General features: G+C 39.8%; 16 protein-coding genes. 13 read left to right on the top strand and 3 right to left on the bottom strand.

The features are described 5' to 3' along the window. Window positions 1-19 precede the first annotated feature (19 nt). A complete protein-coding gene (locus tag IQ283_RS04840; protein ID WP_194218996.1) occupies window positions 20-517 on the bottom strand; it encodes a phosphatidylglycerophosphatase A family protein in 498 nt (165 codons plus the stop codon). 167 nt (window positions 518-684) lie between these two features. On the opposite strand from IQ283_RS04840, the gene IQ283_RS04845 reads away from it, so the two are divergent. After that, window positions 685-1,686: a hypothetical protein gene (locus IQ283_RS04845; RefSeq protein WP_194218997.1), complete on the top strand. Its 1,002-nt coding sequence runs from the start codon at window positions 685-687 to the stop codon at window positions 1,684-1,686. Window positions 1,687-1,730: 44 nt separating this feature from the next. Here the strand turns inward: IQ283_RS04845 and IQ283_RS04850 are convergent, their stop codons facing one another. Continuing rightward, window positions 1,731-1,955: a NifU family protein gene (locus IQ283_RS04850; RefSeq protein ID WP_194218998.1), complete on the bottom strand. Its 225-nt coding sequence runs from the start codon at window positions 1,953-1,955 to the stop codon at window positions 1,731-1,733. 211 nt (window positions 1,956-2,166) lie between these two features. Here IQ283_RS04850 and IQ283_RS04855 point away from each other — a divergent pair, with 211 nt between their 5' ends. Further along, window positions 2,167-2,475 (top strand): DUF1462 family protein, encoded by a 309-nt coding sequence (locus IQ283_RS04855; RefSeq protein ID WP_194218999.1) that lies wholly within the window; start codon window positions 2,167-2,169, stop codon window positions 2,473-2,475. An 81-nt stretch (window positions 2,476-2,556) separates the two neighbouring features. Here IQ283_RS04855 and IQ283_RS04860 read toward each other — a convergent pair whose 3' ends face one another. After that, window positions 2,557-3,621, bottom strand: a complete 1,065-nt coding sequence (locus IQ283_RS04860) for an NAD(P)/FAD-dependent oxidoreductase (protein WP_194219000.1) — start codon at window positions 3,619-3,621, stop codon at window positions 2,557-2,559. A gap of 217 nt (window positions 3,622-3,838) precedes the next feature. Between IQ283_RS04860 and IQ283_RS04865 the strand changes: the two genes are divergently transcribed. The 11 genes from IQ283_RS04865 (at window position 3,839) to IQ283_RS04915 (ending at window position 13,469) form a co-directional block, all read left to right on the top strand. Next, the gene (locus tag IQ283_RS04865; protein WP_194219001.1) at window positions 3,839-4,063 is read left to right on the top strand and encodes a DUF1450 domain-containing protein; all 225 of its coding nucleotides are present in this window, start codon (window positions 3,839-3,841) and stop codon (window positions 4,061-4,063) included. A 236-nt stretch (window positions 4,064-4,299) separates the two neighbouring features. Next, on the top strand, window positions 4,300-5,523 hold the full coding sequence (locus tag IQ283_RS04870; RefSeq protein WP_194219002.1) for a NupC/NupG family nucleoside CNT transporter: 1,224 nt from the start codon (window positions 4,300-4,302) through the stop codon (window positions 5,521-5,523). 136 nt (window positions 5,524-5,659) lie between these two features. Continuing rightward, window positions 5,660-5,899, top strand: coding sequence for a hypothetical protein (locus IQ283_RS04875; RefSeq protein ID WP_242057244.1), 240 nt, complete (start codon window positions 5,660-5,662; stop codon window positions 5,897-5,899). A gap of 21 nt (window positions 5,900-5,920) precedes the next feature. Beyond that, a complete protein-coding gene (gene dapF, locus IQ283_RS04880) occupies window positions 5,921-6,781 on the top strand; it encodes a diaminopimelate epimerase (RefSeq protein ID WP_194219003.1) in 861 nt (286 codons plus the stop codon). Between the two features lie 42 nt (window positions 6,782-6,823). Then, on the top strand, window positions 6,824-7,033 hold the full coding sequence (locus tag IQ283_RS04885; RefSeq protein WP_276511799.1) for an aspartyl-phosphate phosphatase Spo0E family protein: 210 nt from the start codon (window positions 6,824-6,826) through the stop codon (window positions 7,031-7,033). A 75-nt stretch (window positions 7,034-7,108) separates the two neighbouring features. Then, window positions 7,109-7,465, top strand: a complete 357-nt coding sequence (locus tag IQ283_RS04890) for a HesB/IscA family protein (protein WP_194219005.1) — start codon at window positions 7,109-7,111, stop codon at window positions 7,463-7,465. Between the two features lie 367 nt (window positions 7,466-7,832). After that, complete coding sequence (locus IQ283_RS04895) at window positions 7,833-8,585, top strand: sugar phosphate isomerase/epimerase family protein (protein ID WP_194219006.1); 753 nt, start codon at window positions 7,833-7,835, stop codon at window positions 8,583-8,585. 129 nt (window positions 8,586-8,714) lie between these two features. Then, window positions 8,715-9,704 (top strand): LacI family DNA-binding transcriptional regulator, encoded by a 990-nt coding sequence (locus IQ283_RS04900; protein ID WP_194219007.1) that lies wholly within the window; start codon window positions 8,715-8,717, stop codon window positions 9,702-9,704. Window positions 9,705-9,794: 90 nt separating this feature from the next. Next, the gene (locus IQ283_RS04905; protein WP_194219008.1) at window positions 9,795-11,108 is read left to right on the top strand and encodes an ABC transporter substrate-binding protein; all 1,314 of its coding nucleotides are present in this window, start codon (window positions 9,795-9,797) and stop codon (window positions 11,106-11,108) included. 150 nt (window positions 11,109-11,258) lie between these two features. After that, window positions 11,259-12,605, top strand: coding sequence for a carbohydrate ABC transporter permease (locus tag IQ283_RS04910; protein WP_194219009.1), 1,347 nt, complete (start codon window positions 11,259-11,261; stop codon window positions 12,603-12,605). A 36-nt stretch (window positions 12,606-12,641) separates the two neighbouring features. Continuing rightward, entirely contained in the window at window positions 12,642-13,469 is an 828-nt protein-coding gene (locus tag IQ283_RS04915) for a carbohydrate ABC transporter permease (protein ID WP_194219010.1), read from the top strand. Window positions 13,470-13,486: the final 17 nt, after the last annotated feature.

Here is a 13,486-nt window from a genome sequence, read left to right on the forward strand (position 1 = left end):
GGCGTTTTTATATTTGCCGTTATTCTGTTTTTTGAGCTCTATGGGCAAGTCGACTAGATGCAGCTGCCGCAATAGCTCCCACAATATCGTCAAGGTAGGTATGGCATGCACCACTGGATTTATCATTTAACTTTTCGAGAATACCAGGCTTTTGTTTATCGATAAAACCATAGTTCGTAAGGCCAATCGATCCGTATACATTTACAATTGAAAGAGCGATGATTTCGTCTACTCCATATAGACCTTCATCTTTCATTAATATATCTTGTAGAGGCTGATCAAGCAGTTTTCTTTCCGTAAGTTCGTCAAGCTGAATTCCCGTGAGCACTGCATTTTGCACTTCTCTTTTTGAAAGTACACGTTCTACATTTTGTATGCAAGTTTCCATTTCAAGGTTAGGGTGATATTTTTCTTGGAGATAGAAAACAAGGTCTGCGATATCTTTGATCTCGACACCACGTTCTTTTAATTTACTTCTCGCTGCTTGTTCTACAAGGTCCATAGGTTCTTGGCCCATTCTTGTCCCACCTAACTTTATAGTAAATTGGTATTGGATGTTATTGATTATATTAGTATATGGTAAGTCAGGAAGAAATATGACACTAAACTTCTGTGACTACTTTACACCGATTGGGCGCGCGGGGCATATAGTACGGTATTAAGACGAATTGCCGGAGGGTTAATATGCTTGAACGAGAGGTTTTTCATCAATATGGCATCGTTATAGATCAACATAATGTTAAAAATAGTGGATATTTGCTTCGTACATCTGATCAATCTGAATTTATTTTGAGACGTGCACTAAGTGAACAAGAGAGTGAATTTCCCTGGTATGTAATGGTTGCAAACTTTCTTAATCAACAGAATGAACCTACAATGTTACCGATTTCTTCAAGAAGAGGGAAGTATATAGAGACAATTCAAAATGAGGCGTATGTTCTTTATCAAAAACCGTATGATCGAAATAATCGCATTCATCACAGTGATGGGAGTCGGCTAGCGCTATTTCATAGGAAAGCAGGTAATCTCCTTGCAGCTTATAATGAATTACCAGAAATTCAACCGTGGCAGATGAGGTGGCAGTACAGGATAGACCAACTTGAATCTTTTCGTGAGGAATTGAAGAATCAGACTCAGCCTCTCAGAGAATTTGATGAATGGTTTATAGAAACATTCCCCTATTATTCTGGCTTATCAGAGAATGCGATTCAGTACATTGTGGACTGTGGCATCGACATGGGAATGAATCCATTTCAGATTAGAACTCTTGCGTTTAATCGGTATACGGCCAATTATCACCGTACATCTGAAGGGCTATTTCCGAATGATCTCATCCTTGACCATCCAGCGAGAGATCTTGCTGAGTGGATTAGATATGAGCTAGTGGAGGGCGAAGGGAATTTTGAAGGCATCAGGCAATTTATGTGGGATTATCATGAGAGGCGTACGTTAACTCAAATGGATTGGAACCTACTGTATGCTCGTTTGTTATTCCCTCTTCCATATGTAGAGACAGTCGAGCATTACTATAGTGATGGCAATTTGAAGGAGAAAGAAAAGAGCTTTGTGAATTTAAAGGAACTTGTGAGAAGAGAAGGCGAAAGGGAGGAAATGTACCGTTTGTTGTTTCAGGAATTGATGGGTGAATATGGTAAGCAAATGAGAAGAGTAGATTGGTTAAGTTAAAAATAAAAACCCCCTCCATGACAGAGGGGGTGGATGTGTTTGGTTTAAAATACTTGCTCGAGTTCAGTTACGCCAGGAACTTCTTCAAGAAGTGCGCGTTCAATACCTGCTTTAAGTGTGATAGTGGAACTAGGGCAACTGCCGCATGCTCCCATTAAACGTACTTTAACTACGCCTTCTTCGATGTCTACAAGCTCTACGTCTCCACCGTCACGCAGAAGGAATGGACGTAGTTTATTCAATACATCTTGTACTTGCTCTTGCATCATTCATCGACTCCCTTCATACTTCCATTATACTAATGATTATGTTAAAAATCTATGTGCTAATGTAGAATGATTATAATTCTCATCCTAACTTTATCATGGTATGAATCCATATTCAAGATTGGAACATGAAAAAGGCGAATGCTTCTTTTCTACATGATAGGAATAGGGTACAATGAAGGTAAATTGATTGAATAGAAAGGACGTTTTCACCATGGAAGAAGTACTCGTCTATGGAGCAGGTGAGCGCTGTGCGAGCTGTGTTAACTTACCTTCTTCAGAGGAAACGGCTGAATGGCTTAAAGCGGCCCTCGACCGCAAGTATCCAGATCGCCAAATAGTCGTTCGATATATTGATATTCATAGTAAACTTTCCGGATATGAGGCGGCTTTCGCTTCAAAAGTGATTGATGAAGATCTGTTCTATCCAGTTGTTGTCGTCCGAAATGAAATTGTGTCAGAAGGTAACCCTAAATTAAAAGACTTATATGCTGTTCTAGAAGACCGTTCTGCAACGGCTTAAATGATAAAACCCGTGAACAAATTTGTTCACGGGTTTTATATTACGAAAAAGTATATTTGCTTCTTATAAAGTTCAACATTATTAACCGTTATGGTTCTTATACATCCATAATATACCTGACTTAAGTAGGCGAGGAACTCGGCCAGTAAGTGGACGATTGGCCATGACACCAAAGCCGTGCTTGCTTCCGAGTGAACCAAGCGTTCCTTTAATTTTAATTGGTGGAAGCGCAGGTGGTGTTTCTTTTTTCCATTGTTTCTGCAATACGAGAGCAATTTGTTCTGCTTGTTCCTCAGCAAGCTGAGCACTTGGTGCGTGTGGCAAGCTTGCACAGTCTCCTACAACAAAAACATTCTCATGACTTGGAACAGAATGATAGTCATTTAAGACGATTCGCTTCTGGGCATCTTTTTCAACGTCAAGATCTCTTACGATTTTGTTAGGTTGGATGCCAGCTGTCCAAACAATCGAATCACAGTGGACAGGCTCTCCATGATTAAAGAGCGTATTAGGTTCCACCTTTGTAATATTCGATTCACTAACAACTTCTACGTTACGCTCCTCAAACCAGGATTGAACGTATTTTCCAAGTCGTTCTGGGAAGGCAGAAAGAATAGTGTGTCCTCGATCAAATAGCTTAATTTGAAGATCTGGCCTACTTTCATGAAGTTCACTTGCTAGCTCCACTCCGCTAAGTCCTGCACCAACAATACCAACGACAGATTTAGCGCCGAGGTTGTTCAATACTTCATACGTTCTTCGAGATGAATCAATCGTTTGAATGCTTAGCGTATGAACATCTGCACCTGGTACGTTATGATACTTATCTTCACATCCTAGTCCAATGACGAGCGTGTCATATGCAAGGTTATCATCGTCATTTAGGTGAATAACATTTGAGTCAAGATTAATACTAGTGATTTCGCCGTATTTGATTTCTAGCTTCTTATGAACAGGGAATTGAACACGTATGTGATGATCACTTGCTGTTCCGGCAGCAAGTGCATAATACTCGGTTTTCATACTGTGATAAGGGTTTCGGTCAACAAGCGTAATTGTGAGGTCTTCTGGTAGATCAGATGCAAATAATTTCTGTAGGATACGCATACCGCCGTATCCGCCGCCTAATAGCACTAGCCTTTTCATGATAAGAGGTCCCCTTTAATAAAATTACATAACGCTGTCTCCCTATAATAAGTAGAAAAGATGTAGAAGAAATGATGAATTAGGAAGAAAAAAGGAAGCGACACGCGCTATAATATAGTTATACGATTCATTATGTTATGACAGTTAAAAGTATAGCGAAACTGTGACTTATGTACAATAACATTTCTTAAATGCTTAACTGGGGAGTGGCTTTACTTTGAAGACAATCGAATTTTGTGCGGGAAACTTGAGAGAGAATAAGCGCGTATGGGAGGCCCTGGAGAAGATCCACGATATTGAATTAATTGACTACGGCTGTCTTGGTTATTGTGGGAACTGCTACTCTGAGTCTTTTGCTATCGTAGATGGACGTTTAGTAAATGCAGATACATCTGAAGCTTTAATAGAAAAAATAATGCGAAAATTAAACGAAAAAAATTAAGGGCTTTCACTGCTCAGTTTCTGTGTTATAATGACAAAGGTCCATTGAAGTCTAATAGAGAGAGAACGGACTTTTTATTTTCCGCGTACGCGCGAAAAATGTCGAATATTCAGATAACAAAACACTGTTTGTAAGCGCTGTATTTAGCTAATTGCTATAATATTTCTATTTAAAATCTGGTAATGGGGTAGGCTATGCTTATAAATGGGTTCAATAATTAACAAGGGGTGTAAAATATGCAAATTTTATGGGGATTCGGTGGTATGGCTGTGTTATTTGCCATCGCACTAATCTTTTCTACAAATCGCAAAGCGATTAACCTTCGTACGGTACTGGGGGCACTTGCCATTCAGGTTGCTTTTGCATTTGTAGTATTAAAATGGGAAGCAGGTAAGACTGCTTTAAAGCAACTATCATTATTCGTTCAGGATATTATTGGATATGCTAATGAGGGAATTGGCTTTCTTTTCGGTGGCTTAATTGGAAATGAAGACATTGGAATGATCTTTGCATTTCAAGTACTAACGATCATTATTTTCTTCTCTTCTCTTATTTCTGTTCTTTATTACCTTGGAATTATGCAGTGGGTTATCCGTCTACTTGGTGGAGCGATTTCATGGGCGCTTGGAACAAGTAAAGCGGAGTCACTATCAGCTACTGCAAATATCTTTGTTGGTCAAACGGAAGCGCCACTTGTCATCAAACCTTATTTAGATAAAATGACGAAATCAGAACTTTTTGCAGTTATGACAGGAGGACTTGCTTCGGTAGCTGGTTCTGTCCTGATTGGTTATTCTTTATTAGGTGTACCACTTGAGTATTTACTAGCGGCAAGTTTCATGGCAGCACCAGGTGGTTTGTTAATGGCTAAGCTCATCATGCCAGAGACAGAAACACCAGAAACAGCGAAAGAAATTAAGATGGAAAGAAACGAAGATCACGTAAACGTGATTGACGCTGCTGCACATGGTGCATCAGACGGTCTGAAACTTGCTTTAAACGTTGGAGCGATGCTTCTTGCGTTTATCGCATTGATTGCCTTGCTAAACGGTTTACTTGGAGCAGTTGGTGGATGGTTTGGCGCAGGAAGCATAACGATTCAGCAAATTCTTGGGTATATCTTCTCACCACTTGCCTTTGTTATTGGTGTTCCGTGGCAAGATGCTGTTCAAGCAGGTAACTACATTGGACAGAAGTTAATTCTTAATGAATTTGTAGCTTTCTCTTCTTTCGGTCCAGAAATTAGTGCTGGAAACCTAACTGACAAATCAGTTGCGATTATCAGTTTTGCTCTTTGTGGATTTGCGAACTTCTCTTCTCTTGCTATTTTACTTGGAGGCCTTGGAGGTCTGGCGCCTAAACGTCGCCCTGAAATTGCAAAGCTTGGAATGCGCGCAATCCTTGCAGGTACGCTTGCGAACCTTTTAAATGCTGCAATCGCAGGTATGCTTATTTTCTAAATTTGAAAGCCTCTTTTATAGAGGCTTTTTTTTGTATCGTTTAGATTGTTAATGTCGTAAACTCAAGGCGAAGCGGTGTTGTTTTTTGCCTGTTTTACGGTATACTTGTCTAAATAATAGACAGGAGGGGTCACTCGTGGGTAGCTTTGAACATACTTTGCCATATGATCGTATGATGGGGGACATCTATGTTCCACACTGTCCATTTTGTCATAGTGAGAATGTCTTAACGCCTATGACAGAACGAGATTATCAACAAGGTTGTGAAGAAATTAAAACAAGACTCGTGATGCCTTGCTGTAACGGCAAGCTCATGATTGAGAAAATTGATAGTGATTATTTCTGGACGACAGAAGCCGTTCGAAAAAGCCATTAAAATATAGAAAGAGTGAAAGCATTGCAAGAGATAACATATACAAAAATGCATGGTCTCGGTAACAATTACATTTACATCAACTTATTTGAGCAAAAGTTAGAAGAAAAGAACCTTCCTCAATACGCAAGAGAAGTATCGGATGTTTACACGGGTATAGGATCGGATGGAATGATCTTGATTTGCCCATCCGATCGAGCAGAAGTGAAGATGAGGATTTTTAATAAAGATGGGTCTGAAGGGAAAAACTGTGGGAATGGCCTCCGCTGCGTAGCTAAGTATGCATATGAAAACAAGCTGGTTTCTTCAACGAAATTTGCCATTGAAACGCTAGCAGGACTTGTACAGGCAGAAGTTCATTTAGCGGATGATCGTGTGGAGACTGTTACGATTGATATGGGGAGACCGGAGTGGACAAGAGGTAGTCTTCCGATGAACGGAAATTCAGAAGACGAAGTGATTGATGAAACGGTGTTTTATGAAGAAAAACCGCTTCAAATGACGGGAGTATCGATGGGGAATCCTCACATGGTGATGTTTGTCGATGATATAGAAAAGGCTCCTCTCACAACAGCAGGACCTTATTTTACAGATCACCAGCTATTCCCAGAAAGTATTAATGTTGAATTTGTTGAAGTAGTCTCTAGCAGTGAATACCATTTTCGGGTATGGGAGAGAGGCTCTGGTATTACTCAAGCTTGTGGAACAGGCGCATGTGCAGCAGTAGTAGCAGGCGTATTAAATAACAAAACATTAAAGGGTACAGAGGTGACAGTTCATCTTGCAGGCGGCGATCTGGAAATTACGTGGGATGAAGATGATCATGTCTGGATGACAGGACCAGCAGTAACGATATCAACTGGAGTTTATTATACCAGGAAATAATAGGGTGATTGTAAATAAAAGGTTATTCATATAGAATAATAGGTGGTTATAAATCGAAAGTTCATTCAAGACTCCGACTGTGAAGAGATACTGCGTGAAATTCTACGTACAAAAATGACTCAAGCGGCTATAGCCCTTGGCTTGAATCATCCGGAAGTATTGACATATAGTCAAAAACTTGATGAGAAGCATAATCTGATATTACAGTTGAAATACAAACATCAGGCTAGCGAAGTGAGTATTTCTGTTTGATAGTGTTCAATTGTTGAGCTTAGTTCTATAGCACGATATACTAATAGTAGCATTATGGTGATTGGAGGGATTTAAATGATCCATTTATCTGAAGCTGCAGCAGCACAGGTAAAAGAAATGATGAAGCAAGAAGAAGGCGACAGTCTTTATTTACGCGTAGGCGTTAAAGGTGGCGGCTGTACTGGTTTAAGCTACGGCATGGGCTTTGATACAGAAATGAAGGAAGATGATCAAGCTCTCGACGCTCAGCACGGCGTAACGATTATTATGGATAGCGAAAGCGCACCCGTTCTAAACGGTGTGAAGATTGATTATAAACAAAACATGATGGGCGGCGGATTCACAATCGACAATCCGAACGCAATCGCATCATGCGGCTGTGGTTCTTCGTTTAAGACAGCGACGAATGCTGGTACACCGGAGAATTGTTAAGAAATTAATTATCGGATAGGGTGAGTCATTACCCTTATTTTAAAGCTTCTCCAACGTTCAATTATTTATTGAACGTGTGGGGGAGTTTTTTTATTACTCTCTTTCCATTATAGGTTTTGCCTTAAACTCTCTGAACAATTTATGAGCTTTTTAAATGTAATCTTAATCGAGATTCCATAATGAAAAATTTCTTTTTTTATGTCTAAAAAAAGGGATTTTAGTCGTTCCATCGAACACAGTGATGGTGAAGAAAATTTATCTTCTATGAGAGTTAATATTCAAACGATCAATTTGTAAATTTACAAATTGATGGACTTTGCCAGGAAGAATGGAATGTTTATTCTAATTATGAAAAGGAGTGTCACATATGACTGAAATTGGAGTTGGGTTACAACTTTACACGTTGCGAAACGAATGTGAGAAGGATTTATTCGGAACGTTAATAAGAGTAGAGGGCATTGGCTACGAAGGTGTTGAACTTGCGGGATTGCATGGCCATGAACCATCAGTGGTGAAAAACAAATTAGATGAACTTGGGTTAAGCGTCATTGGACATCATATCCCAATTGAGCGGATTGAAAACGAATTGGAAGCTGTTATAGAGGAGCAAAAAGTACTTGGAAACAGCCGAATTATTTGCCCATGGCTTCCACCTGAAAGAAGAAGTCATGAGGACTTTTTAAAGGTAGCTAAGATCATGAAGAATGCAGCGGAAATTTGTACTGAGCATCAAATGGAATTAGGATATCACCATCATGATTTTGAACTTGGTCGAAGTATTGAAGGTAGTGAGCTGTTCGGAATTTTAGAGGCGCATTCTTCCATTCAGGCTGAATTTGATATTTATTGGCTTAACCAGGTTGGTCATGATCCAGTTGAGTGGATGCAAAAGTTCTCAGGTAGAACACCAATCATTCATTTAAAGGACCGCTCGGATGATGAGAGAGAAGCAACGGCTATTCTTGGCACTGGTAACATTGCGATTCAGGAAGTAGTGGAGCAGGGGCAGGCATGCGGCGTAAAATGGTGGGTTGTTGAGCAGGACGAATGTGATGTTGATCCGATTGAAAGTGTGACTCAGAGTTATAAATATTTAAGAGAAATACAGCTAAAAAAATAAAATGGTTAAAATATTCAAAAAATAATGTTGAAGATTCTGTGAACTTACGTTATGCTGTTTGTAATCGATTTCATGAAATCGGTTACAAACGAAGGGAGGTTCTTTTGTACTTTCTGAGGAGGATGAAACATGGCAACAATTGCTGATGTCGCACACTATACAGGTCTATCACGAGCGACTGTGTCACGTGTCATCAATGATTATCCACACGTAACTAAAGACAAGCGTGAATTAGTTCATAAGGCAATGAGGGAACTAGGTTACTTTCCTAATACATCAGCTAGAAACTTGCGAAATCGAAGAACAAATCTAGTAGCTGTGTTAATTCCAAGATTAACGAATCCGTTTTTTACACTGGTTCTTAATGGAATTGAAAGCGTGGCTGAAGCGAATGGATTTCAATTGATCATTTGTCAGACGAAATCTAGTAAAAAGAAGGAACTCGAATACTTGAATTTGTTACAGACGAAGCAAGTTGATGGTGTTATTTTCACTTCGATTGAAAATAATTGGGAAGAAATTCAGTCCTACACGGCACATGGACCGATTATACTTTGTAATGAATATCATCACGATGCGACGGTACCAATGGTTCGATTGAATCAAGTTCAGGGGAGTTATTTAGGAACAAAGCATTTAATTGAGCGAGGACATAAGCGGATTGCTTATTGTATGGGCTCAACAAGCGGGTTGTCTAATGATCGCCGTAAAGGAGTCTTTCAAGCGATTGAAGAAGCTGGCCTAGAAATAAAGCCAGAATGGATCTTCCAAGATACATACACAATGGAAGACGGCGTAAGAACGTTTAACAAAATTCTTGAATTAACTGAACGACCAACGGCTATCTTTACCGGAGGAGATGAAGTGGCAGCTGCAATGGTGAAGGAAGCAAAGCGAAATGGATTAGATGTTCCGAAAGATATAGCGATACTCGGATTTGACGATCAGCCAATTGCCAGCTTAATTGAGCCAGAGCTAACAACTATTTATCAACCCGGGGCTGAAATTGGCGGACAAGCTATGACTATTTTTATTGACTGTTTAAAAGGGCAGTGTGAGCGTACTACTCAAAGTGTTAAAGAATTACCACTATCGCTTGTTATTCGTAACTCTACATAACTTGCGATAAATGTAAGCGTTAACTAGTTTATTGAAATCGATTACAATTTTGAAATCGATTTCAACCAAATTTAAGGGGGATTTAGTATTATGCGAATTATGAAGAATAGTAAACTACTTTTTATCGTTTTGGCTCTTATTCTAGTTCTATCGGCATGTAGTTCTTCAAACAATTCTTCAAGTAATAACAACAGCTCTGGTGATGAAAATGCAAGTTCAGGTGACGAAGAGAAAGTAACACTAGTTTATGCGCGTGGTAAAGATGCTACTGGATCAACCGATGTAATGGTTGAGGAATTTATGAAGCAAAACCCGAATATCGAAATCGAATTCCGCGAGATGCCGACCGACACAGGAGCACAACATGATGCTTATGTCACAATGTTGAACGCTGAATCATCAGAAATTGATGTATTCGATATCGATGTAATCTGGCCAGCTGAATTCGCTCAAGCAGGATATGTGCTTCCATTAGACCGTTTTATTGAAAAAGACGGTATTAACATGGACGACTACAACCAGGGACCAGTTACGGCAGCAACTTTTAACGGAAAGCAGTGGGCGATGCCTAAATTCATTGATACTGGTATGCTTTTCTATCGCTCTGACTTAGTATCTGAAGCTCCAAAAACGTGGGATGACTTGATGACTCAAGCTTCTGAGTTAAAAGGTGAAGACGGTACCAAGTTTGGTTACCTCATGCAAGCGAAGCAATATGAAGGTCTTGTAACAAACGCAGTTGAATTTGTCGGTTCTTACGGCGGTGCGTTTATTGATGAGAATGGAGAAGTTGTTATCAATAGCCCTGAAGCGATCAAAGGTATTTCAAAAATGGTTGAAATCGCAAACTCTGATTTCGTTCCAGGTAACATCAATACGTTTACTGAAGTAGAATCTCATACTGCGTTTATTGAAGGTCAATCTCCATTTATCCGTAACTGGCCATATCAGTTCGCACTTGCAAATGATGAAGAACAGTCTAAGATTGTTGGAAACGTAGAAGTAGCTCCACTTCCTGAAGGTGACGCTGGTTCTGCTTCAGCCCTTGGCGGTTGGATGGCAGCCATCAATAATTTCTCTGAACATCCTCAAGAAGCATGGGAGTTCTTGAAGTTTATGACTGGTAAAGAAGGACAAAAGATTGATGCAATTAAAGGTTCACACGCTCCAACAATCCCTGCTTTGTTCGAAGATGAAGAAATTATCGAAGCGAACCCATTCTTTGGAGAAGAAGGATTCCAAACAGCACTTGAAGCAGCGGTTTCACGACCTGTAGCACCAAACTACCCTGAAATCTCTGAAATCATCCAAATTCACATTTCTAAAGCGATCGCAGGAGAAGAAACTCCTGAAGAAGCAGCGGCTGCAATGGAAAAAGAAATGAATGAAAAGCTAGAAAAATAATAGAGAAGGTCATTAGCCTTCAATACGAAGGCTAATGTCTTTCCTACATATTCTCTGAAAGAAATTTCGTAGTATCAAAAAGCGGTGTCTTGTAGCGATCGTAACTAAGTGAGCAACAAGACACTTTTTCCTAAAGAGAGGAGCGTTGGTATGCAGACAGATATCGATCCAAAAGAGCCTATTAAAGTGGACAACCAGCCCAAAAAGAAGAAAAAAAACGATGCGGTTGTCGGTTATTTACTTCTTGCCCCGGCACTGATCCTTATTCTAGCGATTTCTATTTGGCCAGTTTTCCAGTCATTTTATTTTAGTCTTTTCGACCTTCGTCTCAATGAACCAACTAAATCAGAAGTCCATCTCGATTATCAAATTGACCTAGACCGCTATTTGCAAAACTATCCCTTCCTAGTCGGGGCAATTAATTCTGAAATTGATAATGGAAATTCAAGTGAAGAGCTGACCGAGATGAAAACAACATTAGAAAATCTCGATGCCAGTATTAAAGAAAACCCGCAAGCAGCAGAAAATTATGACGTGATTAATGAAAAGCTAGACAAGTTTGAAAATATTCCTGACGATATGAAGTACGTTGAAATTGATGAAAGCGTAGCAGAGGATTTTACGTCTTCCGTTAAAGCAATCAATAATGATTTAATGACGATCAATGAAAATGGAAGTTTGGAAAAAGGCGATAAGATTGTTGGTTTATCATCCGCACTAACTGAAATTGTTGTTGAACCGAACTTCATTGGACTTGAGCATTACAAAGAAAATTTAACTGATCAGCGGATGTGGAAGTCTCTTTGGAACACGAGTGTATTTACATTTATTTCTGTTCTAGCTGAGCTCATACTTGGTCTAGCGATTGCTCTCCTTATTAACAAAGCTTTCTTAGGGCGAGGATTAATTCGTGCAAGTATCCTAATTCCGTGGGCGATTCCAACAGCGGTAGCAGCCCTCATGTGGAAGTTCCTTTATGATGGTCAAAACGGTATTGTAGCGAAGCTCTTTGAAGATGTTGGATTGATCGATCGCATGTCGATGCTTCTCACTACGGATACAGGTGCAATGTTCTCCGTTATCTTTGCTGATGTTTGGAAAACGACCCCTTACATGGCTTTGCTTCTTCTAGCAGGACTTCAAACGATTCCATCTTCACTTTATGAAGCAGCGTCCATTGATGGGGCAAGTAAATGGAAGCAGTTTGTTAATATCACACTGCCGCTACTAAAAACTAGTCTTCTCGTTGCTCTCTTATTCCGGACTCTAGATGCATTCCGAGTGTTTGACTTAATTTATGTATTAACTGGCGGAGGTCCAGCGAACTCAACCGAAACGATCTCAATGCTCGCTTATACATTGATGTTTACTCAGACTAACTTTGGTGAAGGTTCAGCTATTTCAGTTGTTGTTTTCATCTGTGTCGCCATTATTTCTGGAATCTTTATTAAATTACTCGGAGCTGAACTAATAAACGACGGAACTGGAAAGAAATGAGAATGTATTTTATCATGAAGAAGGAGGGCCAGCCAGATGAATAAGAAAGCGGGACCGATGTTTTACGTTTTCCTAGTTGTGTTTGTTTTTGTTGTCATGTTTCCGTTCTTATGGATGCTTGCAAGTTCGATTAAACCACTAACAGAGCTCTTTGGTGAAAAAGCGTTCAATCCTTTTACGAATAACCCAACTCTACAAAACTATGTATCCGTTTTCGTAGATTATCCTTTCCCTCGCTATCTATGGAACAGTACCGTTGTGGCGACGATTACGACTGTGTACACCGTTCTAGTCGCTTCATTCGCTGCTTATTCCATCGCGCGTCTGAATTTTAAAGGAAAACCGATTATATTGGGGATTGTCTTATCTGTATCCATGTTCCCACAAGTAGCGACGATTTCACCAATCTATATTTTTCTAAAAAACTTAGGTCTTACAAATAGCTATCTTGGCTTAATCATCCCGTACACAACAATCACGCTGCCATTATCGATCTGGCTTCTCGTTACGTTCTTCCGTAAAATTCCGTTCGATCTTGAAGAAGCAGCGAAGATCGATGGAGCATCATTATGGCAAACGTATTGGAGAGTCATTATGCCACTAGCAGTACCTGGTATTTTCACAACAGCCATTCTCGTATTTATTGCAGCATGGAATGAGTTCTTGTTTGCCCTTACGATTAACACGGCTGATAAGTTTAAAACGGTGCCGGTCGGAATTGCCCTATTCCAGGGTCAGTATACGATCCCGTGGGGAGAAATTTCAGCAGCGACTGTTGTTGTAACCGTTCCTCTTGTCATTATGGTATTGATTTTCCAAAGAAGAATTGTGTCAGGATTAACATCAGGTTCAGTTAAAGAATAGAAAAAATAGGAGTGGAT

The sequence above is a fragment of the Pseudalkalibacillus hwajinpoensis genome, from assembly GCF_015234585.1.
Lineage (GTDB): Bacteria > Bacillota > Bacilli > Bacillales > Guptibacillaceae > Guptibacillus > Guptibacillus hwajinpoensis_B.

Bases quoted from the DNA above. Each gene is read 5' to 3' on its own strand.
- IQ283_RS04870 (WP_194219002.1), top strand. From the start codon at position 4,300: ATGCAAATTTTATGGGGATTCGGTGGTATGGCTGTGTTATTTGCCATC.
- IQ283_RS04905 (WP_194219008.1), top strand. From the start codon at position 9,795: ATGCGAATTATGAAGAATAGTAAACTACTTTTTATCGTTTTGGCTCTT.
- IQ283_RS04860 (WP_194219000.1), bottom strand. From the start codon at position 3,621: ATGAAAAGGCTAGTGCTATTAGGCGGCGGATACGGCGGTATGCGTATC.
- IQ283_RS04855 (WP_194218999.1), top strand. From the start codon at position 2,167: ATGGAAGAAGTACTCGTCTATGGAGCAGGTGAGCGCTGTGCGAGCTGT.
- IQ283_RS04850 (WP_194218998.1), bottom strand. From the start codon at position 1,955: ATGATGCAAGAGCAAGTACAAGATGTATTGAATAAACTACGTCCATTC.
- IQ283_RS04845 (WP_194218997.1), top strand. From the start codon at position 685: ATGCTTGAACGAGAGGTTTTTCATCAATATGGCATCGTTATAGATCAA.
- IQ283_RS04900 (WP_194219007.1), top strand. From the start codon at position 8,715: ATGGCAACAATTGCTGATGTCGCACACTATACAGGTCTATCACGAGCG.
- IQ283_RS04840 (WP_194218996.1), bottom strand. From the start codon at position 517: ATGGGCCAAGAACCTATGGACCTTGTAGAACAAGCAGCGAGAAGTAAA.
- IQ283_RS04910 (WP_194219009.1), top strand. From the start codon at position 11,259: ATGCAGACAGATATCGATCCAAAAGAGCCTATTAAAGTGGACAACCAG.
- IQ283_RS04895 (WP_194219006.1), top strand. From the start codon at position 7,833: ATGACTGAAATTGGAGTTGGGTTACAACTTTACACGTTGCGAAACGAA.
- IQ283_RS04915 (WP_194219010.1), top strand. From the start codon at position 12,642: ATGAATAAGAAAGCGGGACCGATGTTTTACGTTTTCCTAGTTGTGTTT.
- IQ283_RS04890 (WP_194219005.1), top strand. From the start codon at position 7,109: ATGATCCATTTATCTGAAGCTGCAGCAGCACAGGTAAAAGAAATGATG.